This window comes from Streptomyces sp. NPDC050856 (genome assembly GCF_040653855.1).
GTDB lineage: Bacteria > Actinomycetota > Actinomycetes > Streptomycetales > Streptomycetaceae > Streptomyces.
This window is the reverse complement of record NZ_JBFAGV010000008.1, coordinates 172,336-195,077: the sequence shown is the minus strand read 5'-3', so window position 1 is coordinate 195,077 and position 22,742 is coordinate 172,336. Positions and strand designations below refer to the sequence as shown.

Here is a 22,742-nt window from a genome sequence, read left to right as displayed (position 1 = left end):
ATGCTGCACGAGATCGAGGGTGTCGAGCAGGAACGGTCGCGGGTCTCCGGGCGGCCGGAGATCGACCCGCGGGTGCCCTTGCTGGCCTTCATCGAGCTGGACGTGGAAGGCACCCCGGAGGAGTACGCCGGCCGGCTGCGCGGCGTCCTGGCCGCCGTGTACGACCTCGCCGCGCGGGAGGACTTCGACGAGGAGGAACTGCCCGTCGACACCGTCCCGGCCTGGTTCGCCGGCGTGTGCCGGGGCGGCGGCACGGCGGAGCCGTCCGCCGCGCGGGGCCGGGAGAGGTACACCGGACGGACCGGCGACGGCCCCTGGGAGCTCCAGGACTGGCTGTCCCGGTTCGACCCGGAACTGGAGGCCAGGGGCTGGGCGTTCTGGGACCTGACCCGTTCCCCCGGCGGCGCGGGCCGGCTCCGGCTGTGGGTGGACACCTGGGGCGAACCGTTCTTCTCATGGGAGGAACTGCGCTGGCTGGCGTACACCTGCGGGGCGCGGTCCGTCGCTGACCCGGTGCTGGTCAAGCCCGAGGTGTGGGCGGGGGAGGCATCCGTATGACCGACGGGACCACCACCCCCACGCACCAGGTCCGCGCGGTCTTCACCGACGAGACCATCACGGTGTACCAGGCGTACGCGTCGCGGATCGCGGACCCCGCGCTGACGGCGGGCACGTTCGTCGACCCGTTCAAGCGGTCCCGTATGACGTGGATCAAGCCGTCGTTCCTGTGGATGATGTACCGCTGCGGGTGGGCCACCAAGCCCGACCAGGAGCGGGTCCTCGCCATCGACATCACGCGGGCGGGCTTCGAGTGGGCTCTCGCCCACGCCTGTCTCAGCCACTTCGACCGCACGCGCTTCGCCACCGAGGCCGAGTGGCGCGCGGCCCTCAAGTCCAGCCCCGTCCGGGTGCAGTGGGATCCCGAGCGCGACCTCGGACTGAACCCGCTGCCCCACCGGGCGATCCAGATCGGCCTGTCGGGCGAGGCGGTGGACCGGTACGTGGACGACTGGATCACCGCCGTCCGGGACGTGACGCCGCTGGCCCACGAGGTGCGCGCGGCCGTGGCCGCGGGTGACCCGTCCGCCGCCCGGTCCCTGCTCCCGCCGGAGCGGGTGTATCCGCTGCCCGCCCCTCTCGTGGAGCGCGTCGGGCGAGGCTGACGCCCGCCGGGCCCGCCGTCGGGCCCCGGCCGCCCGGCGCGCCGTCGGGCACGGTCCGGGGCCGCCCGGGCCGGGCGCGGGGTCGGGGGCCCGTCAGCCCGCGGCGGGCGGGCCGCCGGGGACATGAGGGCGTCCGCCGGCCATCACCAGGCGTACGTCGCGCAGCGCCTGGAGGTCGCTGACGGGGTCGCCGTGCACGACGAGGAGGTCCGCGCGGTGGCCGGGGCGGACGGTCCCGGCCTCACCGGCGATGCCCAGCGCCCGCGCGGCGTCCACCGTCGCCAGGTCGATGATGTCGGCGGGCGCGCATCCGATGTGCTCGAAGAACTCGAGACTGGAGACGAAGTCGTCGAAGACGGCCCGGCTCACCCCCGCGTCGGTGCCGGCGATCAGCCGTACGCCCCGCTCCCGCATCCAGCGCAGGCGGCCGAACATCTCCTCGGCGCGCTCGGGGCCGAACCGCTGGGCGAACCCGCGCCAGTCGGGGCTGGCCGCCGGGCAGACCCCGATGCCCCTGGCCACGATCTCGTCGACCAGGTCCTCACGCGGGTCGAAGCCGCCTTGGGCCATCCAGGTGCAGTGCTCGATGGTGGCCACCCCGGCGGCCACCGCGGCGGCGATCCCCTCGGTGCCGTGCGCGTGTGCCGCGACCGGCAGTCCCGCGCGGGCGGCCTCCTCCACCACGACGCGCAGTTCGGCGGCGGTGAACTGCGCCGCCCAGACGGGGGGACCGTCCTTGGTGATACCGCCACCGGTCGCCATCACCTTGATGAGGTCGACCCCCCGTTCCACGTTGAGCGCGACCATCTTGCGGATGGCGTCCGTGCCGTCCACCTCACCGCCGAGGAACCAGCAGTGGCCGCCGGGCCTCGTCACCGGGGTGCCGGCACTGAGGACGCGCGGCCCGGGCAGCCGCCCGGCCGCGATGTCGTCCCGCAGCCGTACCGCCAGCCCGTCGCGGTCGCCCAGGTCGCGTGCCGTGGTGACACCGGTGTCCAGCAGTCGGCGCGCCCGCCGGGCCATACCGGCCAGGAGCGTCGCGTCGTCCGCCTCGCACAGGGCGGTGACCGGATCGGGGCCGGCGTCCAGGGCGAGGTGGACGTGCGCGTCGATGAGCCCGGGCAGCAGGGTCCCGTCCGGGTGGCCGAACGAGCGGACGCCGCGCGGGGCGCGGGCCTCGACGTCCGCGCGGGGGCCGACGTCCACGATGACGCCGTCCCGGACGAGCACCGCGGCGTCGGTCATCCGCTGTCCGTGCGGGCCGGTGATGACGTGTCCGGCCGAGACCAGTGCTTCCATGGCGGTGGTTCCTCTTCCAGGTACGGCGTACGGCGTGGGTACGGACGGACGGCGTGCGTACGGACGGGGGCTACAGCGCGTCGGCTATCAGGGCCAGTTGGCGCACATCGCCTTCCAGGCCGTCCCCGCTGGGCAGGGCGACCGGCACGGCCCGGGAAGGCGCGGGTTCCCCGGCCGCGTAGGCCCGGAGCGCCGCGCGCAGGTGGCGCGCCGCGACCTCGGGAGGCAGTGTGCCCTTCGAGTGGACGTCCCACTCCTCCAACCGGGCGAGGTGGGGGCTGATCCGCACCAGCCCGTCCCGGCACTCGATGACCCGCCGGTAGTACCGGCGGTGGACCGCCCGCAGGCTCACGGCGTCCAGCCAGGAAACCGGGGGCGCCCGGTGGAGGGAGTCCTCGGGGAAGGCGCTGTGCAGAGCGGTCCACAGCGGGGCCAGCCGCCGGTACATGCGGCGGTGGTGCCACCACAGGCGGGCGCTCGCCCACCGGGTCACGGCCGCCGGGAAGACGACCCCGGCGACGAAGACCGGGATGGCCAGGTCGAGCAGCAGCTTCGCGCCCACGATCAACGGGCGCGGCACGTCGCCGCCGAGCAGGCGCGCCAGGGTCAGGGCCTCCCGGACGCTCGCCGCGACCACCATGGCGGCGAGCGCGGCGGCCACCATCCACAGACCGATGACCAGCGGCCTGTTCGACACCCGCGCGTAGCGCACCGTCCACAGCAGCGCGACGGCGAGCGCGTAGGTGAGGTAGAGACCGGCGGTCAGGTAGAAGACGGCGACCCCGGTGACCCGCATGTCCGCCGTGGCGTAGGTGTGGCCGCGTTCGGCCGCCGGCGTCATCACCATCGCCACGGTGATGACGAGGGCGGTCGCCGCCAGCGGGAGCACCGCCCGGCGGGCCCGTGCGCGGGCCGCCCGGGGGTCCGAGGCCGAGTGGATGAAGAAGCACGACAGGAAGTAGACGGCGCAGAGCAGCGTGACGTTCTGCAGGAGCTTGGCGGTTCCCGCCCCCGCGAGGGAGTCGACGAACCGGGCGCCGCCCGGGACGCCGAGCGGGAAGGAGAGGGCCGCGCACAGCAGGCACAGTGAGACCGCCCGGAGCATGGCGTCGGAGGGTGCCCTGGCTAGTTGCCGGAGCTTCCACGCCAGTGCCGCGTGGAGCACGATCCCGAGCACGATCGACAGCATGCTCAGAGCCACCCCTGCCGGTCACCGAGGGCGGTGTGCACCCGGCGCGCCGAGGCGCTCGCGGGAGCGCGCGGTGTGACGCGGTCCAGTACCGAGGCCCACTCCAGGATGATGGTGGCGACCAGTTCGGCCTCGCGCTCACGCTCCTCGTCGTAGGAGGTGCGCCGCAGTGCCCTGTTGATGACGTCGAGGGAGAGGTCGGGCAGCATCGCGCTCCAGATCTCGCCGTCCGACTCGTCGCTGGCGTGGTCGGCCAGGACGTGCCCGACCTCGTGGAGGATGATGTGGTCCTGGTGCGCCGGGCTGGTCTCCTTCTGGTAGAAGAGGTAGTCGGCCGTGTCCGTGGCGATCCACAGGCCGAAGGGGCCGGGTACGGGCAACGCGTACGGCATCGGGTGGATGGGCCGCCCCCGGTGGTCGCCGAGCAGCCGGCAGAACTCGTGCACCCGCAGTGGGGGGCGTATCCCGAGGGTCCGCAGAACGCTCTTGCAGCGCTTCCGCAGGTGTCGCTCATTCACAGAGGCTCTCCGCCGGCGAGTCGTACCGTACTGATCGACATCCAACGGGGAGCGGCGGGCGGGAGCCAGAGCGATTCCGGTCAATCGCCCCTGGCCGTTTCCGCGCGGGTGTCCGGCGCGGTGCCCGGAAGGCGGCGATCCGGTCCCGGGCACGGACCGATCCGGGACCCGACGGGCGGGCCGGGCGGGTGGCCGGCCGGCCACGGGTCGGCGGGCGTCGCCGGTGCCCGGCCACCGGCGGCCGGCGCGGGGCGCGACCCCCGTGGGGGCGGGTCGTGACGGGGCCGGAACGCGGTACGGAGACGCGCCGATTAGGATGCGGGCATGAGTCAGCGGACGCGGCGCGGGGCCCGGCCCGGGAGGGCGGCGGGGACGTACGCCCTGCTGGTGCTCGCCGTGCTGACGGGTGTGTTCGCCATGCACGGGCTGAGCCCCGCTGTCTCGCTGCCGGCGCCCGTCCCGGGCTGGGCGCCCGCTGCCGCCTCTGGTTCGTCCGGTTCCTCCGCTTCCTCCGTCACCCCGGCTCACGGGGTTCCGCCGGCCGCCTCGGCGACGGCGTCGTCCGTGGCGCACGGGGACCCGGCCGAGCCGGCCCACGCGCACCCGCACACCGCGGATACCGCGGGCGGCGCGGGCACCGGCGAGGCCGCACGCGACGGTCGCCGGCACGCCGAACACGCCGGGCACGGTGGCGGGGCGACCGGCGGACACGCCGAGCACGCCGACGCCACCTGCGCGGCCGGCGGCACGAGCGGCGCGCCCGCCCTGCCCGGACTCGCCGCGACCGGAGTGGTCGCCCGCCAGGCGGCGGACGCGCCCGCGTCCGTGCCGGTCGACGGAACCGGCGGGCGCGCCCCGCCCTCACTGAGCGCACTGCAACTCCTGCGGATATAGAGCGGGCCCGGCGCCCCGGCCACCCGGCCGGTGACGCCGTCGGACGCCATGCCCCCACGCAGTACACCGGACAGGAGTCGCACCACCATGACCGCACACCGTTCACTCGCCCGCCGTACCGCCGCGGTGGCCGCCACCGCCGCCGCCGCCCTCGTCCTCGTCGCCTGCGGCGGCGGGGACGGCGACCGGGCCGGCCACGGCGAACACGACAGGGCCGCCCGCACGCCCTCGCCCACCGCCACGGCCTCCGCCCGGCAGGGCGGGCACAACGCGGCCGACGTCTCCTTCGCGAAGGGGATGATCCCGCACCACCGGCAGGCGATCGAGATGGCCGGGCTGGCGCCGGACCGGGCTCAGTCCCCCGAGGTCAAGAAGCTCGCCGCGGAGATCGAGAAGGCTCAGGGGCCGGAGATCAAGACCCTGTCGGGCTGGCTCACCGGGTGGGGCGAGGACGTCCCCGAGGAGGGCGCCGGCACCGCGCACACCGGGCACAGCCCCATGCCCGGGATGTCGGGGATGATGACGCCACAGCAGATGGCCGAGCTGAGGAAGTCCTCCGGCCGGGCCTTCGACACCGCGTTCCTGGAGATGATGGTCGAGCACCATGAGGGCGCGGTGGCGATGGCCAGGACGGTACAGGCCCAGGGGGCGTACCGGCCCGCCAAGGACATGGCCGGGGAGATCGTCCGCACGCAGAGCGCCGAGATCGCCCGTATGAGGAAGCTGCTCGGCGGGAACTGACACCACCGGCCGCGACCGCGGCCCCGGCGGGGCGAGGGGAGCGGCGGCCCGCCGGCCGCCGCTCCCTCCGCCCGCCGGTACGGCGAGGACCGGTCAGTAGGGACCGTTCACATTGTCGATGGAGCCGTACCGGTCCGCGGCGTAGTTGCACGCGGCGGTGATGTTGGCGACCGGGTCGAAGCTGTCGGTCGACGTACCGGGCACGTGGTAGGCGCGGAAGGTCGGATCGATGACCTGGAGCAGGCCCTTGGAGGGCGTACCGGCGGCGGCGTTGGAGTCCCAGTTGTTGATGGCCAGCGGGTTGCCCGAGGACTCACGCATGATGTTGCGGTGGATGCCCTCGTAGCTGCCGGGGATCCCCTCGCGGGCCATGATGGCCAGTGACTCGCGGATCCAGCCGTCGAGGTTGTCGGCGTACGTCGCGGGCCGGGCCGCGACGGGCGTGCTCCGCTGGGCGGAACGGTCGGCCCGTTCGGGCGCCGCGGTCTTCGTGGCCGTGGCCGTGACCGTCGCGGGCTTCGCGTTCGTCTTCGCGGCGATCGTCAGCTTGAGGCCGGGACGGATCAGCGACGGGTCCGCGCCGACGGCAGCGCGGTTGTCCTGGTACAGCTTCTTCCAGCCACCGCTCACCCCGTGCTCTTCGGCGATCGTGGACAGGGAGTCGCCGGCGACCACGGAGTAGGTCGTGGCCGCCGCCTTCGGCGCGGTGACCGGGGAGGCGGTCGCCGCGCTGGCCGTGGCCGCGCCGATCATCGGCAGGGCGAGCGCGGCGCCACCCGTTCCGGCGGCGACGAGACCACGGGTGAGCGCATTGGACTTGGACCGACGGTGCTTTCCTCGTGCGGACATGCCGAATTCCTCTCCGTCGCCTGCGAGGTGAGCTGTCGGGTTCGGGCTGGAGATGCCCGGTCGCATGCGTGCGACTTCACCCCGAGTCGTTCCGGAATTCCGGAACGGCGGCTTACCTGGGTCCCCCGCTCCTGCCGTACGTGAATGAGTGGGTGGTGGGGTTTCCGGGCGGCGGCAGGATTCGGCGGTCCACCCGGACTGACGGTGACCGTAGGCGAGAACGTCCGGACCGGACAAGCCCCGAATTCGACCGCGCGATTCGCCGGGCGGACCGGAGCGGGACGAATTGCGTGATCCAAATCGAGCCGGAAAAGCCGATTTCCGTTGCACCGCAACGAAAACGGGGCCCTGCCCGCTCCGGCGCCCGGAGAACCGTCGAGTGACCCATCTCACGGACAACGTCGGGAACCGCCCGCCGGACAGCGGGAGCTGAAATATCGGCAAGTGGGTCAACGGGTTCTTATTCCGGCTTCTCGGGTCATAACGGTAAATCGCCCATATGTGTATTTGCCCTCATGGTGGCGCGGTCCCGCTCCGCTCGAACCGGGTACGCCGCCCGTCCCGGAAGCCCCTTGACCCGATGGGCCCAACAGCACGTGCCGGGGGCGGTTCGCGCCCCTACGGTCGTACTCAGCCTGCCGGCCGTCATGGCGGCGGGTCCGTCGAACCGAGGAGAACTGATGCTCCGTCATTCCCAGCGGCCCACCCGAGGGCCCGTCAGGCTGCTGCTCACCGCGACCCTTTGCGCCCAGGCGGCAGCCGCCCTGCTGGTCGCCGCACCGGACGGTGCCCGGGCCGCCGTTCCGCAGCTCGCCGTACGGGTCGACTGGGACGCCATCGCCGAGTGCGAGTCCAGCGGCGACTGGCACGCCAACACCGGCAACGGTCACTACGGCGGTCTGCAGTTCACCCAGTCCAGCTGGATCGCCGCGGGGGGCCGCAAGTACGCGCCGCGCGCCGACCTGGCGACGAAGGGCGAGCAGATCGCGACGGCCCGGAAGCTCGCCCGAATGCAGGGCATGGGCGCCTGGGCGTGCGCCCGGCGCTGAGCGGCCGGGCGCCGGCCGTCGTGCCCCCTCCCAGCGGAGGGCTCAGCCGTCCCGCCGACGGCCCTCTGCCGCCCCCTGTGCCCCGTGTGTCCCGCCCGCCCCGTCCGCGTCGGCTGCTCCGTCCGTGCTGTCCCGCTCCTGGCGCGCGGCGCTCAGCACGGCGAGCACCTCGTCGTCGCGGACCTGGGTGAAGTCCTCGTACCACTGGCCCACCGCTTCGAAGTGCCGGGGCCGGTGCAGGCACAGGAGATCGTCCGCCTCGGCGTCCAGCGCCGTGGCCGCCTGGTCCGAGCACACCGGTGCCGCCAGCAGTACCAGGGACGGCTCCATGGCGCGTACGGCGCGCAGCGCGGCGCGTGCCGTGACCCCGGTGGCCAGGCCGTCGTCGACGAGGACCACCGACCGGCCGCGCAGCTCCGGCGCGGGGCGCCCGCCCCGGTACAGCGCCTCCCGCCGGCGCAGCTCGGCACGCTCGCGCGCCACCTGGGCGGCCAGCCGGTCGGGTGCCAGGCCGAGCAGGGTGAGTGCCCGCTCGTCGTAGAGCGGCGGATCCTCGCCGGCCAGGGCGCCGATGCCCAGCTCGCGGTTGAACGGCGCGCCGATCTTGCGTACGACCAGGACGTCCAGCGGCGCGTGCAGGGTCCTGGCGATCTCGTCGGCCACGGGTACGCCGCCGCGCGGCAGGGCGAGGACGACCGGACTCTCCAGCTGCCCGCTCCGCTGCCGGTCGGCCAGCCGGGCGGCCAGTCGGCGCCCGGCCTCTCTGCGGTCACGGAAGAGCATGGTGGCTGCCGCCTCACTTCCCGGGTCGAACCAGGCGAAATATCCATTTGGTCGGGCATTCTACGCATTCCCTTCTCGCCCCGCCGGCCGTCCATGAACCGGCCGCCCGCAGCGCGTCCGCACCCGCTGCCCGCCCCCGAACGACCTTCCCCCCCGGCGCCGTGCCCGGCCCGCTCGCGGCCCCCTGCCCGGCCGTCGATGAACGCTGCCCCCGCCTCCCGCGTATCAACCGGCATGCCGCACCCGGCCGTTGTCACACAGGAGGTACCGAGTTGAGTCACAGGCGCATACCCAAGCGCAAGGCGGTGCTCGCCGGAGCGGGCGCGGTGGCCGTCGCCGCCGCGGCCGTTCTGCTGCCGCAGGCCAACGCCTCGCAGTCCGGCGAGAACGACGCCCCGGCGCGGGCCGAGAAGCTCGATCCGGCCGCGGCCGGACGGCTGGTCTCCCGGATGGCCGACCAGCTCGGTGAGGACTACGCCGGCGCCTACTACGACCGCGACAAGCGGCAGCTCGTCGTCAACGTCACCGGCGACGACAGCGACGCGGCCGCGCGGGTCAGGGAGGCCGGGGCCGTGCCCCGTGGTGTCAAGAACAGCATGAGCAGGCTGACGTCCGCCACCGCCACACTGAGGACCCGGGCCACCATCCCGGGTACCGCGTGGGCGGTCGACCCCAGGACGAACCAGATCCTCGTCACCGCGGACCGCACCGTCACCGGCGGCAAGTGGAACAAGCTGGAATCGGCCGTGCGGGCACTGGGCGAGGGCACCGCCCGCATCCAGAAGTCCGCCGGGGAGTTCAAGCCCTTCGCCGAGGGCGGCGACGCCATCTTCGCCGGCGGCTCCCGCTGCTCCCTCGGCTTCAACGTCACCACCCGGGACGGCCGGCCCGGCTTCCTCACCGCGGGCCACTGCGGGGTCGCCGCCGACAAGTGGTCCGACTCGGCGGGCGGCGCACCGATCGGCACCGTCGAGGCGGCCACCTTCCCCGGGGACGGCGATCTGGCGCTCGTCACGTACGACGACCCCGCCACCCAGGCGCCGAGCACCGTCGACATCGGCGACGGCCGGCAGGTCCGTATCAACCGGGCGGCCGAGGCGGCGGTCGGTCAGGAGGTGTTCCGCATGGGCAGCACGACCGGGCTCAACAGCGGCTCCGTCACCGGCCTGAACGCCACCGTGAACTACCCGGAGGGCACCGTCGGCGGACTCATCCAGACCGATGTGTGCGCGGAGCCGGGCGACAGCGGCGGTTCGCTGTTCACCCGTGACGGCAGCGCCGTCGGCCTGACCTCGGGCGGCAGCGGCGACTGCGCCTCCGGCGGTGAGACGTTCTTCCAGCCGGTCACCACCGCCCTCGCGGCCGTCGGCGCAACGCTCTGACCCCCGGCGGCCCGGTCCGCGAGGGCGCGCAACCGGGTGCCTGCCCGGCGGGGGCGCCGCCCCGGTGCCCCGCCAGGCAGGAGTCCGGGTGGGCAGCACCCGCCGACGGCCCCGCTGACGCCGCGCCACGAGAGCCGGCGGAGCAGGGCGGTCGAGTCCTGCCGCGGCCGAGTGCCTCCGCGGGAACGCGGGTCCCCGGGCCGGCCGCGGTGGGACGACGGGACGACGGGACGCACGCTGGTGGACTGCCGGTGCGCCAACTCCTCGGCGATCGTTCCCACCATGACGGGATCGCGGGGGCGGGCCCGTACGGTGAGACCGGTCAGCGGCCGGCCATGGTGACGCCGTGATCGAACCGGCCCGGCCGTGGATTCCTGGTGCGAGCCGGTGGCGCCGGTGAATTGCCCCGCCTCCACTGCTTAGATCGCCGACCGAAACAGCCCCCGCCGGACTGGTCGGCGGCTTGATACCCGGTTGCGCGGCGAGGCGCGGGAACGCACACCAGTCGTCCGGGTCCATTCCGTGCGGGCGAATGCGCTTTCCGGCCCCAAAACGATGCCATTCCTCACTCGCGCACGTCGGAGTATTGCGGTGTACGGATCGCCGGCCCTTTCCTTCCAGGCTGATCCGGTCATGCGCATGGCCGAATACGCGCCGGGCCCGCCGTTCGGCGGCGCCGGCTCGTCGGGACCGGGACGGGGGACGTCGTCCAGCACCGCCGCGTGGCGGGCGGCCGGTTCCCGAGTCGCCCGGCCCCGGGTCTCCGGCGGCCCCGGCACGGCGCTGAGCGGGGCACCCGGCGCCGGGTTGCCCCGTGTCGCAGTTGGGCCGAACGGGTGAGGGGCGCGAGGATGGCCCCATGAGTAGGTACGAGAGGTACGACGTCACCGACGAACAGTGGGAGGGCTTGGCCCAGGTCGTCCCGCTGCGGGGGCGCAACGAGTGGCCGTCCAGGGTCGATCACCACACGATCCCGCAGGACTACGAGGCCGCCGAGCAGCGCCGTATGGTCGTGCTGCGGGTGCAGGTCTTCGCGGACGCGCGGGAAGTCGCCGAGTACCTCGTCGCACAGGTGCCGGTACTGCTGGACCTCACCGCGGCCGACACCGAGGTGGCCAAGCGCATCCTGGACTTCAGCAGCGGGGTGGTCTTCGGGCTCGGCAGCGGTATGCACCGGGTCGACCGCAATGTCTTCCTGCTGGCGCCGGTCGGTACGGAGGTCGAGGGGGCAGCGGCGTCGGCCGTCCCCCATTCGTAGGAAGGCCGTTCGGGCGTAACGGTTCACCGGCCGGTGGCCCCCTTACGGTCCGGCCATGGAAGCATCCCTCCCCGCCGCGCGCCCCGTCGCGCCTCCCGCCGCGCGCCCCGTCCGGCCGGTCCTGACCGAACTGCGCCTGTCCGCCTTCAAGTCGCATCGCGGTGCCGTCTTCCCGCTCGCCCCGGTGACCCTCTTCACCGGGGCGAGCGGCAGCGGCAAGTCGAGCGCGTTACAGGGGTACGAGGCCCTGGCGCTGCTCGCCGCCGGCGCCCCGCTCGTGCACGCGTTCCCGGACGCGGCCGGGTGCGTGCCGGACCGGGCGCGGGCCGACGCACAGGGCCGGCGCGGGTTCCGGATCGGCTGCACCGTCGACGGTCCGGCCGGACCGCTGCGCCTCGACCTCGCCGTCCAGGCCGAACCGGAACTCCGCGTCGCCGGGGAGCGGCTGACGGACGGGGACGGCCGGACCCTGCTGGCCACCGCGCTGCGCGACCCGGGCCGCCGTACCGTCCAGGCCGAGTGGCACACGGCCGGTGCCGTTCCGGTGACCCGCGCCCCACTGCCCGACGACCGGCTCGGTACGGCCCTGCTGCCACTGCGCGTGGCCGGCAAGACGGCCGGTCAGCGGCGCGTGCTGGCCGCCGCCGAACAGGTGGTGGTGGCGCTGCGGTCGGTCTTCGCCTGCGACCCGCAGCCGCACCGGATGCGCTCGCCCGTGGCCATCGGCGACGGACGGCTGCGGCGCGGCTGTGACAACCTCGCCGAGGTACTGCACCACACGCGCGCCGACTGCCGGCGCCGCCATGCCCGGCTGACCGCCGCCGCCGACGCGGGCTGCGCCGGTCCGGTGAGGGGCGTACGCGTCGAGGAACTCGCGGACGGGACGGTGCGGGCGGTGCTCCACCGCGACGACGGTCACCCGGCCGGGCACGGGGACACCCCGCTGGGCCGGCTCGGCGAAGGCGAACTGCGCTACCTCGCGCTCGCCCTGGTGCTGCTCACCGGGCCCCGGGTGCTGGCCGTGGACCGGGCGGCCGAGGTGCCCGACGCCATGCAGACGCTCACCGTGCTCGCCGACGGCTTCGACCGCGGCCTGGACCGGCGGCAGGCGCGCGAACTGACCCAGCTCGCCGCACGGGTCTGCTCCGAGGGGCACATCCGGCTGGTCGGAGCCGTCGGCGAGGCGGGTGCGAGGGCCGGACGCGAGCGGGACGGGGTGCGGGTGGTAGACCTGAGCGCGTGACAGAACTGGATGTGCGGGAGTTGCAGCGCAGGCTGGCGGAGTTCGCGGCGTCCCGGGAGTGGCAGCCGTACCACACGCCGAAGAACCTGGCCGCGGCGCTGAGCGTGGAGGCGGCCGAACTGCTGGAGATCTTCCAGTGGTTGACGCCGGAGGAGGCCGCCCGGGTCATGGAGCAGCCGGAGACGGCACACCGGGTGGCTGACGAGGTCGCGGACGTCCTCGCCTACCTGCTGCAGTTCTGCGGCGCCTTGGGCGTGGACCCGCTGGCCGCGCTGTCCGCCAAGATCGACCGCAACGAACTCCGCTTCCCGATCGGGCGGCCACCGGGCCGCACAGCCCGCGCCGACCACCCCGATCGTCACTCTCCGGAGTGATCGACTTGGCCGCACTGAGATTCCTGTCCACAGATTTCCGAATTCCCCTAGCTTTTGGGTCGGTTCACCTTCACTCTGGGTAGTGAATGAGTGGGCAGACAGTCATACGAACGGGGGCAGCTCATATGGACGCGGAGCGGCTCGTGGTGGCAGGCCGGCGCGCGCTGGCGGAGAGCCGGACGGCGCTGGACATCGTGGCGGAGGCATGGCAGGCCGTGTCCCTCGCCCAGGCGATCGGGAACCACCTGGCGCTCTGCGGGCCGCGGGAGCTCAGGAGCGAGGCGCGCGGCCTGAGCGAGATCGGTGGTCGCGGCGGTGCGGCAGGGCTCGACCATCCAGCCCTGCGCACCGGCGGGATGCGGGCCGCTCAGCTCTCCGGGATCGCCGACATGCGCGGCACGCTGGTGGCGCTCGGAGTGCTGCTGGGCGAAATGGGCATCGCCCTCGTCGGGGTGGCCTGCGACACCGACGAGGAGGGGCTGTACTGGCAGTGCATCGAGGCGATCGACGCGGCCGACGAGTCGAGCGACCGGATCCACGTCATGCTCCGCAGGCTCGCGGTGCGGGAGCGGACCCGACCGCCCGACGGCGACGGCGGCACCCGGCGGAGACGGGTGGACACCCGGGCGACCGGACCGGCGGACCACGCCCATGACCGGACGGGCAGGGGAAATCCGGCGGACTCGGCGGCGGCGTCGTCATGACCCCGGCCGCCGTCCTGGCGTCCCTCGTTCACCGGCGCCGGCCGGGTGGCGGGCGTTCGTCGCGGCGAGCGGGTGAGCGCCCCGCGCGGAGGATGACACCGGCGCGCACACGGCGGTGCAGGATGGGGGCATGGATCTTCGAATCTTCACCGAGCCCCAGCAAGGGGCGAGCTACGAGACCCTGCTCACCGTCGCCAAGGCCACCGAGGACCTGGGCTTCGACGCCTTCTTCCGCTCCGACCACTACCTGCGGATGGGTTCCGCCGACGGCCTGCCCGGTCCGACCGACGCATGGATCACCCTGGCCGGCCTCGCCCGGGAGACCAAGCGGATCCGGCTGGGCACCCTGATGACCGCCGGCACGTTCCGGCTCCCCGGCGTCCTCGCCATCCAGGTGGCGCAGGTCGACCAGATGTCCGGTGGCCGGGTCGAACTCGGTCTGGGCGCTGGCTGGTTCGAGGAGGAGCACAAGGCGTACGGCATTCCGTTCCCCAAGGAGAAGTTCGCCCGCCTCGAGGAGCAGCTGGCGATCGTCACGGGCCTGTGGGGCACGGACGTCGGCGAGACCTTCTCCTACGACGGCACGCACTACCAGCTCACCGACTCACCGGCGCTGCCCAAGCCGGCCCAGCGCAAGCTGCCGGTGCTGATCGGCGGCCACGGTGCCACCCGCACGCCGCGCCTGGCCGCGCGCTACGCCGACGAGTTCAACATCCCCTTCGCCTCACTGGAGGACACCGAGCGGCAGTTCGACCGGGTCCGGGCCGCCGCCGAGCGGGCCGGGCGGGGGGCGGACGACCTGGTGTACTCCAACGCGCTGGTCGTCTGCGTGGGCAAGGACGACGCCGAGGTGGCGCGCCGGGCGGCGGCCATTGGACGGGAGGTGGAGGAGCTGAAGGCCAACGGGCTCGCGGGCTCCCCGGCGGAAGTGGTGGACAAGATCGGCCGGTACGGTGCCCTGGGAGCCTCCCGGATCTACCTCCAGGTCCTCGACCTCGACGACCTGGACCACCTGGAGCTGATCTCCTCGCAGGTCCAGTCGCAGCTGGCCTGAGCCGGGCGCCCCGGCCGCCCGGGGGCCGCCCGGGGCGCCCGTCGCCGTCGGGCGCCCCGCCCATGGACGGGCCCGTGCCCGGTGCGTGAGCCGGCCGGTTGCCACCGGCCCGCCGTGGCGCCGGTCCGCCGTCGTGCCGGTCGGCCGCCTTGGCCCACGTGGTGGTGGCGGCCCGTCCGGCGGGGCCCGGGCCGACCGGGGGAGGGGCGGGCGGAAAACCCCTGGTGGGCGCCGCCCGCGGACGGTGATACTCGGACGTGTGTTCCTGACGATCAGTACGACCGGCTCTCCGGGGCGTCCCGCGACCGACCTCGGCTTCCTGCTGCACAAGCACCCCGACAAGGCGCAGAGGTTCTCCACCTCGCACGGCACCGCCCATGTGTTCTACCCGGAGGCGTCCGCCGAGCGCTGCACCGCCGCTTTGCTGCTGGAGGTCGACCCGGTGACGCTGGTCCGGCGCGGCCGGGGCAAGGGCCGGGGCGGCGCGCCCGACGCCGCGCTGGCACAGTACGTGAACGACCGGCCGTACGCGGCCTCTTCCCTGCTGTCCGTCGCGATGAGCACCGTCTTCAAGAGCGCTCTGCGCGGCGTCTGCGAGGCACTGCCCGGCCGGGCGGACGAGTCCCTGCCGCTGCGCGTGGAGGTGCCGGCGCTGCCCGCACGGGGCGGCCCGGACCTGGTCAGGGCACTGTTCGAGCCGCTCGGCTGGGCCTCGGTGCTGGCGGAACCGGTGGTGCTGGACGAGCAGTTCCCGCAGTGGGGCGACTCGCGCTACGTACGCCTGGTGCTGGAGGGCGAGCTGCGGCTCGCCGAGGCGCTGCGGCACCTGTACGTGCTGCTGCCGGTCCTCGACGACGCCAAGCACTACTGGGTGGCGCCCGACGAGGTGGACAAGCTGCTGCGGGCGGGCGAGGGCTGGCTGGCCGCGCACCCGGAGCAGAAGCTCATCACCAGCCGTTATCTGTCGCGCCGCTGGGGTCTGACCCGGCAGGCGATGGAGCGGCTGGAGCTGGCCCGGCTGGCGGAGGCGGACGACCTGGAGGCCGAGGACGTCGACAACGCGGTGGACGAGACCACCGACACGGAGGAGGCGCCGGTGCCGCTAGCCGAGCGGCGCCGGGAGGCGATCCTCCGGGAGCTGCGCCGCGCCGGGGCGAGCCGGGTGCTGGATCTGGGTTGCGGACAGGGCCAGTTGGTGCAGGCGCTCCTCAAGGACGTCCGGTTCACCGACGTCGTCGGTGTCGACGTGTCGGTGCGCGCGCTCACGGTGGCCGCCCGCAGACTGCGGCTGGACCGGCTCGGCGAGCGGCAGGCCGGGAGGGTGACCCTGCTCCAGGGCGCCCTCACCTATACCGACAAGCGGCTCAAGGGGTACGACGCGGCGGTGCTGAGCGAGGTCGTCGAACACCTCGACCTGCCGAGGCTGCCCGCCCTGGAGTACGCGGTGTTCGGCTCGGCGCGGCCGGCGACGGTGATCGTGACGACCCCGAACGTGGAGTACAACGTCCGCTGGGAGAGCCTCCCGGCCGGGCGGGTGCGCCACAGCGACCACCGTTTCGAGTGGACCCGTGAGGAGTTCCGCGGCTGGGCGCACCGGGTGGCCGAGCGGCACGGGTACGGCGTGGAGTTCCTCCCGGTGGGGCCCGACGACCCCGAGGTGGGGCCGCCCACGCAGATGGCGGTGTTCACCACGACCACCGGGAAAGCCACCGGGGACGCCTCCGTGACCGGCGCGGCGACCGCACCCGCCACGGCCGCACCCGCCACGGCCGCACCCGTCACAGCCGTGCCCGCCACGGCCGCACCCGTCACGACCACGGAGGAGGACGCCGCATGACCAGCGCAACCACCGGCACCGGCACCACTGCCGGCACCGGCACCGGCACCACTGCCGGCACCGGCACCGGCACCACTGCCGGCACCGGCACCGGCACCACTGCCGGCACCGGCACCGGCACCGCTGTCGCCGTGCGGCGCGAGCTGCCCGTCACCGACCTGTCCCTCGTGGTCCTCATCGGCGCCACCGGGTCCGGGAAGTCGACCTTCGCGCGCAAGCACTTCAAGCCCACCGAGATCGTCTCCTCCGACTTCTGCCGCGGTCTGGTCGCCGACGACGAGAACGACCAGAGCGCCAGCGGTGACGCCTTCGACGTCCTGCACTACATCGTGGGCAAGCGCCTGGCGGCGGGGCGGCTGACGGTCGTCGACGCCACCAGCGTCCAGCAGGAGAGCCGCAGGCAGCTCGTCCGGCTGGCCCGCGAGCACGACGTCCTGCCCATCGCGATCGTCCTCGACACGCCGGAGGAGGTCTGCGCCGAGCGCAACGCCGCCCGCTCCGACCGGGCCGGCGTGCCCCGTCACGTCATCCAGCGCCACCGCCGCGAACTCCGGCGGTCGCTGCGCGGTCTGGAGCGCGAGGGATTCCGCAAGGTGCACGTCCTGCGCGGTGTGGCGGAGGCCGAGAGCGCCGAGGTGGTCCTGGAGAGGCGGTTCAACGACCTGCGGCACCTAACCGGGCCGTTCGACATCATCGGCGACATCCACGGCTGCAGCTCCGAACTGGAGACGCTGCTGGCCGAGCTGGGCTACGTGGACGGCAGCCACCCCGACGGGCGTACCGCGGTCTTCGTCGGCGACCTGGTCGACCGGGGACCGGACAGCCCCGGGGTGCTGCGCCGCGTGATGGGCATGGTCGCGTCCGGCGACGCGCTGTGCGTCCCGGGCAACCACGAGAACAAGCTCGGCCGGTGGCTCAAGGGCAAGAAGGTGCAGCAGACCCACGGTCTGGCCGAGACCGTCGAGCAGTTGGAGAAGGAGAGCGAGGAGTTCCGCGTCCGGGTGCGGGAGTTCATCGACGGACTCGTCAGCCACTACGTGCTGGACGGGGGCAGGCTCGTCGTCTGCCACGCCGGCCTTCCCGAGAAGTACCACGGCCGGACCTCGGGCCGGGTGCGCTCGCACGCGCTGTACGGGGACACCACCGGCGAGACCGACGAGTTCGGGCTGCCGGTGCGCTACCCCTGGGCGGAGGAGTACCGGGGGCGCGCGGCCGTGGTCTACGGCCACACCCCGGTGCCGAGCACCTCCTGGATCAACAACACCATCTGCCTGGACACCGGGGCGGTGTTCGGCGGCCGGATGACCGCCCTGCGCTGGCCGGAGCGCGAACTGGTCGACGTACCGGCCGAGAAGGTCTGGTACGAGCCGGCCAAGCCGCTCGCCTCCGACGCGCCCGGCGGGCACCAGGGGCGCCCCCTGGACCTGGCCGACGTGCACGGGCGCCGGGTGGTGGAGACCCGGCACCTGGGCAATGTCGGCGTGCGCGAGGAGAACGCCGCCGCGGCGCTTGAGGTCATGAGCCGGTTCGCGGTGGACCCCAGGCTGCTCGCGTATCTGCCGCCGACCATGGCGCCGACCGCCACCTCACGGGCCGAGGGCTACCTGGAGCACCCGGCGGAGGCGTTCGCGCAGTACCGGTCGGACGGTGTCCGGCGCGTCGTGTGCGAGGAGAAGCACATGGGTTCGCGGGCGGTGGCGCTGGTGTGCCGCGACGCCGGCGCGGCCCGGGAACGGTTCGGCGTCGACGGGCCGACCGGCGCGCTGCACACCCGCACCGGACGGCCGTTCTTCGACGACCCCGCGGTGACCGAGCAGGTGCTGGAGCGGCTGCGCGCGGCCGTCACGGCGGCTGGGCTGTGGGCGGAGCTGGACACGGACTGGCTGCTGCTCGACGGCGAGCTCATGCCGTGGTCGCTGAAGGCGTCCGGGCTGCTGCGCACCCAGTACGCGGCGGTGGGCGCCGCCTCCGGGGCGGTGTTCCCCGGGGCGGTGGCCGCCCTGGAGGCCGCCGAGGGCCGGGGGATCGAGGTGGCCGGCCTGCTGGACAGGCAGCGGGAGCGGGCGGCGGACGCGGCGGCGTTCACCCGCGCCTACCGGCGCTACTGCTGGAGCACCGAGGGGCTCGACGGGGTGCGCTTCGCGCCGTTCCAGGTCCTCGCGGTGCGCGGCCGCTCGCTGGCTGCCGTGCCCCACGACGAGCAACTGGCCTGGCTGGACCGGCTGGTGGAGCACGACCCGGCCGGCCTGCTCCAGGCCACCCGCCGGCTGATCGTGGACACCGCTGACGAGGCCTCGGTCCGCTCGGGTGTCGACTGGTGGCTGGAGATGACCGGTGCGGGCGGCGAGGGCATGGTCGTCAAGCCGCTGGACGCGCTCGTCCGCGACGGCAGGGGCCGGCTGGTCCAGCCGGGCGTCAAGGTGCGTGGCCGGGAGTACCTGCGGATCGTCTACGGGCCGGAGTACACGCGTCCGCGGAACCTGGAGCGTCTGCGGGAGCGGTTCCTCGGCCACAAACGGTCCCTCGCGCTGCGTGAGTACGCGCTGGGCCTGGAGGCGCTGGACCGGCTGGCCGGCGGGGAGCCGCTGTGGCGGGTCCACGAGGCGGTGTTCGCGGTGCTGGCCCTGGAGTCGGAACCGGTCGACCCGCGCCTGTGATGCCGGGCCGGACCGTGCGGGGAGGCACTGTCAGTGCCTCCCCGTAGGGTGTGGTCACTCGCTGGGACAAGGGGCGGGGGAGCGGGGACACGGGGGAGTACGTCATGGGTGTGACCGTGGGGTGGACGGCTGCCGGGGCCGGGGAGTACGAGGTGGCGCTCGACGCCCACGCCGAGCCGAAGCCGGTGGTGCGCTGCCGCAGGGCCGCCACCGGGCGGGAGCTGAAGAGGCTGCCGCCGGCGCTCAGGGCGAGGCGGCGGTGACCGCGCTGACCGCGTTGGCGGACTGGATCGGTGACCACGCCGCCGGGGCGAGCGGCAGCGTCGAGCGGTGGATGGTGGGCTCGCTGCCGGTGCCCGCGGCGCTGATCCGCGCGGTGTGGCCCGACCCGTACCGGCAGCGGGCCCTGCGGTACGCGGTGGTGGAGCCCGGCGGTGCCGACGGGCCGGAGGCCGGCCGGGCGGGGCTGCTCACCTGCCGGTCGGCCGGGTACGGACGTCCCCGCCGGGGTTCCTCACCCGGGTCTGCCACGACCACCTTGGGCACGCCGCGACGGCCATGGCGCTGCTGGCCCCGCTGCGGCGGTGCGCCGGCACCGCGGTCGCCGAGCCGGGGCGGGCGGCGACCCAATCGCGTGACGCGCTCACCAAGGCGACCGCCGGCGCGCCCGAGCTGCTGCCGTACGCCCTGGAGGAGGGCGCGCGCCTGATCGCCCGCGCGGGCAGCCCCGGCCTGGCGGCGCTGGCCGCGCTGCGCCGTGCCGGGGTGCCCTTCACCGAACCGTCCCCCGAGGAGCCGCCGTACCTGGGGGTCGCCCAGTGGCTGGGCGGGTGCCGCGCGGGGGCGGTCGAGGAGCTGCTGGAGGAGCCACGGTTCGCCCGGTCGGTCCGCGCCGAACTGGTCCTGGCCGAGGTGACCGACGCGTCGCGGGTGCCCGGGACGCGTCCGCTGGCCCTGGTGCCCAGGGCCGCCGACGCCCTGGTCCGCTCCGTTCCCCTGCGTGAGCTGATGGCCCGCGGACTGGACGAGCAGGTGCGGCGGCTGGAGCGCACGGAAGGCGCCGCGGGAGGGCCGCGCGCGCTGCTCGCCCTGCTGGTGCACACCGAGCCGTTCGCCGCTGCCGCCGGCTCGGCCGGCCACCCCTTCGCGGAGGCCGTGCGCCGGGCCGCCGGCACCGACCACGTACGGCTCCTGGCGGACGAGCTCACCCACCGGTGCGGGATCGCCGGGATGACGCCGGGGCGGGCCGCCGAGCTGCTGTCCGCGCCGCCACCGACGCCCTGCAGTGTGAGATACGCCTGGAGAAGTTGCGGCAGTTCGCCGGGTGAAGTGCGGCTCACGTGGTGAGGATGATGGCATGGGATTCCATGTCGCCTCCGAGACCGGGCGCCTTCGCCGCGTCATCCTGCACCGGCCCGACCTGGAGCTGAAGCGGTTGACGCCCAGCAACAAGGACACACTGCTCTTCGACGACGTGCTGTGGGTGCGGCGCGCGCGCCAGGAGCACGACGGGTTCGCCGACGTGCTGCGCGACAGAGGGGTGGAGGTGCACCTCTTCGGCGACCTGCTCCGTGAGTCGCTGGAGCTCCCGGCGGCCAGGAAGCTGGTCCTGGACCGGGTCTTCGACGAGAAGGAGTACGGGCCGCTCGCCACCGACCACCTCAGGGCGGTGTTCGACGGGATGGAGACGGGGAGCCTGGTGGAGGCGTTGGTCGGCGGGATGACCAAGCGGGAGTTCCTGGCCGGCCACGCCGAGCCGACCTCGGTCCGCTTCCATGTGATGGACCTGGACGACTTCCTGCTGCCGCCGCTGCCCAACCACCTGTTCACCCGCGACACCTCGGCCTGGATCTACGACGGGGTGTCCATCAACGCCATGCGCTGGCCCGCCCGGCAGCGCGAGACGGTCCACTTCGAGGCCATCTACAAGCACCACCCGCTGTTCACCGGCTCCCTGGCCGGGGACTTCCACCACTGGTCGGAGGGGCAGGACGACTACCCGTCCACCATCGAGGGCGGTGACGTCCTGGTCCTGGGCAACGGCGCGGTGCTCATCGGGATGAGCGAGCGCACCACCCCCCAGGCGGTCGAGATGCTGGCCCGGGGGCTGTTCGCGGCGGGCTCGGCCCGGACGATCGTGGCGCTGGACATGCCCAAGCGGCGGGCGTTCATGCATCTGGACACGGTGATGACGATGGTCGCGCCCGACACGTTCACCCAGTACGCCGGGCTGGGCATGCTCCGCTCGTACACCATCGAGCCGGGTGACGGCGGCCGGACGCTCAAGGTGACCGACCATCCGCCCGAGCACATGCACACCGCGATAGCGGCCGCGCTGGGGCTGCCCTCGATCCGGGTCCTCACGGCCACCCAGGACGTGCACGCGGCCGAGCGCGAGCAGTGGGACGACGGGTGCAACGTGCTGGCGGTGGAGCCCGGGGTGGTCGTCGCCTACGAGCGGAACGTCACCACCAACACCCATCTGCGCAAGGTCGGCATCGAGGTCATCGAGATCCCGGGCAGCGAACTGGGCCGGGGCCGGGGCGGGCCGCGCTGCATGAGCTGTCCCGTCGAACGCGACGCCGTGTAGTGCGCCCCCGGCGGGCGCCGGGGAACCCGCCGGGGCGGCCCGGCGGGCGGCGGGCCCCGTCTTCCGTATAGACATACTGTCTTTCGTATACACTTCCGCAGTCCCCGTACCCGGAACCCAGGAGCATCCATGGCCACCGACCTCACCGGCCGCCACTTCCTCAAGGAGCTGGACTTCACCGCCGAGGAGCTGCGCGGTCTGATCGCCCTGGCCGCCGAGCTCAAGGCCGCCAAGAAGGCCGGTACCGAGGTGCGGCGGCTGCGCGGCAAGAACATCGCGCTGATCTTCGAGAAGACCTCGACGCGCACCCGCTGCGCGTTCGAGGTGGCCGCGGCCGACCAGGGTGCCTCCACCACCTACCTCGACCCGTCCGGCTCCCAGATCGGCCACAAGGAGTCGATCAAGGACACCGCCCGCGTCCTCGGCCGGATGTTCGACGCCATCGAGTACCGGGGCGACAGCCAGGCCGGTGTCGAGGAACTCGCCGCGTACGCCGGGGTCCCGGTCTACAACGGGCTCACCGACGACTGGCACCCCACCCAGATGCTCGCCGACGTGCTCACCATCACCGAGCACACCGACAAGCCCCTGGAGCGCGTCAGTCTCGCCTACCTGGGGGACGCGCGGCTCAACATGGGCAACTCCTACCTGGTCACCGGGGCGCTGCTGGGCATGGACGTCCGGATCGTGGCGCCCCGGGCGTACTGGCCGGCCGACGCGGTCGTCGCCCGCGCCCGGGAGGCCGCCGAGGGCAGCGGCGCGCGGATCACGCTCACCGAGGACCTGGCCGAGGGGGTCAGGGGCGCCGACTTCGTCGCCACGGACGTCTGGGTCTCCATGGGGGAGCCCGAGGAGGTCTGGGACGAGCGGATCACCGCCCTCGGCCCGTACGCCGTGACCATGGACGTCCTGCGGGCCACCGGGAACCCGGCGGTCAAGTTCATGCACTGCCTGCCCGCCTTCCACGACCTGGGCACCAAGGTGGGCCGGGAGATCCACGAGCGCCACGGACTGACCGCGCTGGAGGTCACCGACGAGGTCTTCGAGTCCGCACACTCCGTGGTGTTCGACGAGGCCGAGAACCGGCTGCACACCATCAAGGCCGTCATGGTCGCCACCCTGGCCACCGGCCCCGCGCCCGGGTGTGAGTAGTCGCGG

At 73.8% G+C, this 22,742-nt stretch carries 23 protein-coding genes and 1 riboswitch; of the genes, 17 read left to right on the top strand and 6 right to left on the bottom strand.

Annotated features, from left to right (window positions below; all coding sequences use genetic code 11):
- Entirely contained in the window at positions 1-558 is a 558-nt protein-coding gene (locus tag AB0H53_RS10860) for a hypothetical protein (protein WP_362109786.1), read from the top strand.
- Positions 555-1,163, top strand: coding sequence for a DUF4291 domain-containing protein (locus AB0H53_RS10855; RefSeq protein WP_362109784.1), 609 nt, complete (start codon positions 555-557; stop codon positions 1,161-1,163). The genes AB0H53_RS10860 and AB0H53_RS10855 overlap by 4 nt, the downstream gene beginning before the upstream one ends.
- Positions 1,164-1,256: 93 nt before the next feature.
- Here the strand turns inward: AB0H53_RS10855 and AB0H53_RS10850 are convergent, their stop codons facing one another.
- From AB0H53_RS10850 to AB0H53_RS10840, 3 genes are all read right to left on the bottom strand, one after another.
- Positions 1,257-2,462 (bottom strand): amidohydrolase family protein, encoded by a 1,206-nt coding sequence (locus tag AB0H53_RS10850; RefSeq protein ID WP_362109782.1) that lies wholly within the window; start codon positions 2,460-2,462, stop codon positions 1,257-1,259.
- A 70-nt stretch (positions 2,463-2,532) separates the two neighbouring features.
- Positions 2,533-3,651 carry an MAB_1171c family putative transporter gene (locus AB0H53_RS10845; protein ID WP_362109780.1) on the bottom strand — a complete coding sequence of 373 codons (1,119 nt, stop codon included), beginning with the start codon at positions 3,649-3,651 and terminating at the stop codon, positions 2,533-2,535.
- Between the two features lie 2 nt (positions 3,652-3,653).
- On the bottom strand, positions 3,654-4,169 hold the full coding sequence (locus tag AB0H53_RS10840) for a hypothetical protein (protein ID WP_362109778.1): 516 nt from the start codon (positions 4,167-4,169) through the stop codon (positions 3,654-3,656).
- Positions 4,170-4,493: 324 nt separating this feature from the next.
- On the opposite strand from AB0H53_RS10840, the gene AB0H53_RS10835 reads away from it, so the two are divergent.
- Together AB0H53_RS10835 and AB0H53_RS10830 are read left to right on the top strand one after the other, a co-directional pair.
- Positions 4,494-5,063, top strand: a complete 570-nt coding sequence (locus AB0H53_RS10835; RefSeq protein WP_362109776.1) for a DUF6153 family protein — start codon at positions 4,494-4,496, stop codon at positions 5,061-5,063.
- Between the two features lie 87 nt (positions 5,064-5,150).
- On the top strand, positions 5,151-5,804 hold the full coding sequence (locus tag AB0H53_RS10830; protein WP_362109774.1) for a DUF305 domain-containing protein: 654 nt from the start codon (positions 5,151-5,153) through the stop codon (positions 5,802-5,804).
- A gap of 93 nt (positions 5,805-5,897) precedes the next feature.
- On the opposite strand, the gene AB0H53_RS10825 is transcribed toward AB0H53_RS10830, so the two are convergent.
- Positions 5,898-6,653, bottom strand: coding sequence for a LysM peptidoglycan-binding domain-containing protein (locus AB0H53_RS10825; RefSeq protein WP_362109772.1), 756 nt, complete (start codon positions 6,651-6,653; stop codon positions 5,898-5,900).
- Between the two features lie 4 nt (positions 6,654-6,657).
- A riboswitch (cyclic di-AMP (ydaO/yuaA leader) is annotated at positions 6,658-6,814 on the bottom strand.
- A 519-nt stretch (positions 6,815-7,333) separates the two neighbouring features.
- On the opposite strand from AB0H53_RS10825, the gene AB0H53_RS10820 reads away from it, so the two are divergent.
- Positions 7,334-7,702, top strand: a complete 369-nt coding sequence (locus tag AB0H53_RS10820; RefSeq protein ID WP_362109770.1) for a transglycosylase family protein — start codon at positions 7,334-7,336, stop codon at positions 7,700-7,702.
- A 42-nt stretch (positions 7,703-7,744) separates the two neighbouring features.
- Here the strand turns inward: AB0H53_RS10820 and AB0H53_RS10815 are convergent, their stop codons facing one another.
- A complete protein-coding gene (locus tag AB0H53_RS10815) occupies positions 7,745-8,485 on the bottom strand; it encodes a phosphoribosyltransferase family protein (RefSeq protein ID WP_362109768.1) in 741 nt (246 codons plus the stop codon).
- 272 nt (positions 8,486-8,757) lie between these two features.
- Between AB0H53_RS10815 and AB0H53_RS10810 the strand changes: the two genes are divergently transcribed.
- The 9 genes from AB0H53_RS10810 to AB0H53_RS10770 all read left to right on the top strand — a co-directional run bounded on the left by AB0H53_RS10810 (position 8,758) and on the right by AB0H53_RS10770 (position 19,257).
- The gene (locus AB0H53_RS10810; protein WP_362109766.1) at positions 8,758-9,867 is read left to right on the top strand and encodes a S1 family peptidase; all 1,110 of its coding nucleotides are present in this window, start codon (positions 8,758-8,760) and stop codon (positions 9,865-9,867) included.
- Between the two features lie 859 nt (positions 9,868-10,726).
- Positions 10,727-11,125 carry a cell division protein SepF gene (locus tag AB0H53_RS10805; RefSeq protein ID WP_362109764.1) on the top strand — a complete coding sequence of 133 codons (399 nt, stop codon included), beginning with the start codon at positions 10,727-10,729 and terminating at the stop codon, positions 11,123-11,125.
- A 55-nt stretch (positions 11,126-11,180) separates the two neighbouring features.
- Positions 11,181-12,368, top strand: coding sequence for an ATP-binding protein (locus tag AB0H53_RS10800; protein ID WP_362109762.1), 1,188 nt, complete (start codon positions 11,181-11,183; stop codon positions 12,366-12,368).
- Entirely contained in the window at positions 12,365-12,742 is a 378-nt protein-coding gene (locus AB0H53_RS10795) for a nucleotide pyrophosphohydrolase (protein WP_362109760.1), read from the top strand. Before AB0H53_RS10800 ends, AB0H53_RS10795 begins: the two co-directional genes overlap by 4 nt.
- Positions 12,743-12,867: 125 nt before the next feature.
- The gene (locus tag AB0H53_RS10790) at positions 12,868-13,446 is read left to right on the top strand and encodes a DUF6099 family protein (RefSeq protein WP_362109758.1); all 579 of its coding nucleotides are present in this window, start codon (positions 12,868-12,870) and stop codon (positions 13,444-13,446) included.
- Positions 13,447-13,576: 130 nt separating this feature from the next.
- Positions 13,577-14,500: an LLM class F420-dependent oxidoreductase gene (locus AB0H53_RS10785; RefSeq protein ID WP_362109756.1), complete on the top strand. Its 924-nt coding sequence runs from the start codon at positions 13,577-13,579 to the stop codon at positions 14,498-14,500.
- Between the two features lie 259 nt (positions 14,501-14,759).
- Positions 14,760-16,337, top strand: a complete 1,578-nt coding sequence (locus tag AB0H53_RS10780) for a 3' terminal RNA ribose 2'-O-methyltransferase Hen1 (RefSeq protein ID WP_362109754.1) — start codon at positions 14,760-14,762, stop codon at positions 16,335-16,337.
- Positions 16,334-18,994, top strand: a complete 2,661-nt coding sequence (locus tag AB0H53_RS10775) for a polynucleotide kinase-phosphatase (protein WP_362109752.1) — start codon at positions 16,334-16,336, stop codon at positions 18,992-18,994. The genes AB0H53_RS10780 and AB0H53_RS10775 overlap by 4 nt, the downstream gene beginning before the upstream one ends.
- Positions 18,995-19,098: 104 nt before the next feature.
- Positions 19,099-19,257 carry a hypothetical protein gene (locus AB0H53_RS10770; RefSeq protein ID WP_362109750.1) on the top strand — a complete coding sequence of 53 codons (159 nt, stop codon included), beginning with the start codon at positions 19,099-19,101 and terminating at the stop codon, positions 19,255-19,257.
- Here AB0H53_RS10770 and AB0H53_RS10765 read toward each other — a convergent pair.
- Positions 19,238-19,525 carry a hypothetical protein gene (locus AB0H53_RS10765; protein ID WP_362109748.1) on the bottom strand — a complete coding sequence of 96 codons (288 nt, stop codon included), beginning with the start codon at positions 19,523-19,525 and terminating at the stop codon, positions 19,238-19,240. The genes AB0H53_RS10770 and AB0H53_RS10765 overlap by 20 nt on opposite strands.
- Before the next feature lie 27 nt (positions 19,526-19,552).
- Between AB0H53_RS10765 and AB0H53_RS10760 the strand changes: the two genes are divergently transcribed.
- The 3 genes from AB0H53_RS10760 (at position 19,553) to argF (ending at position 22,736) form a co-directional block, all read left to right on the top strand.
- Positions 19,553-20,341 carry a hypothetical protein gene (locus AB0H53_RS10760; protein ID WP_362109746.1) on the top strand — a complete coding sequence of 263 codons (789 nt, stop codon included), beginning with the start codon at positions 19,553-19,555 and terminating at the stop codon, positions 20,339-20,341.
- A 10-nt stretch (positions 20,342-20,351) separates the two neighbouring features.
- Entirely contained in the window at positions 20,352-21,584 is a 1,233-nt protein-coding gene (locus tag AB0H53_RS10755) for an arginine deiminase (protein ID WP_362109744.1), read from the top strand.
- A gap of 129 nt (positions 21,585-21,713) precedes the next feature.
- On the top strand, positions 21,714-22,736 hold the full coding sequence (gene argF / locus AB0H53_RS10750) for an ornithine carbamoyltransferase (RefSeq protein WP_362109742.1): 1,023 nt from the start codon (positions 21,714-21,716) through the stop codon (positions 22,734-22,736).
- The last annotated feature ends 6 nt before the right edge of the window (positions 22,737-22,742 follow it).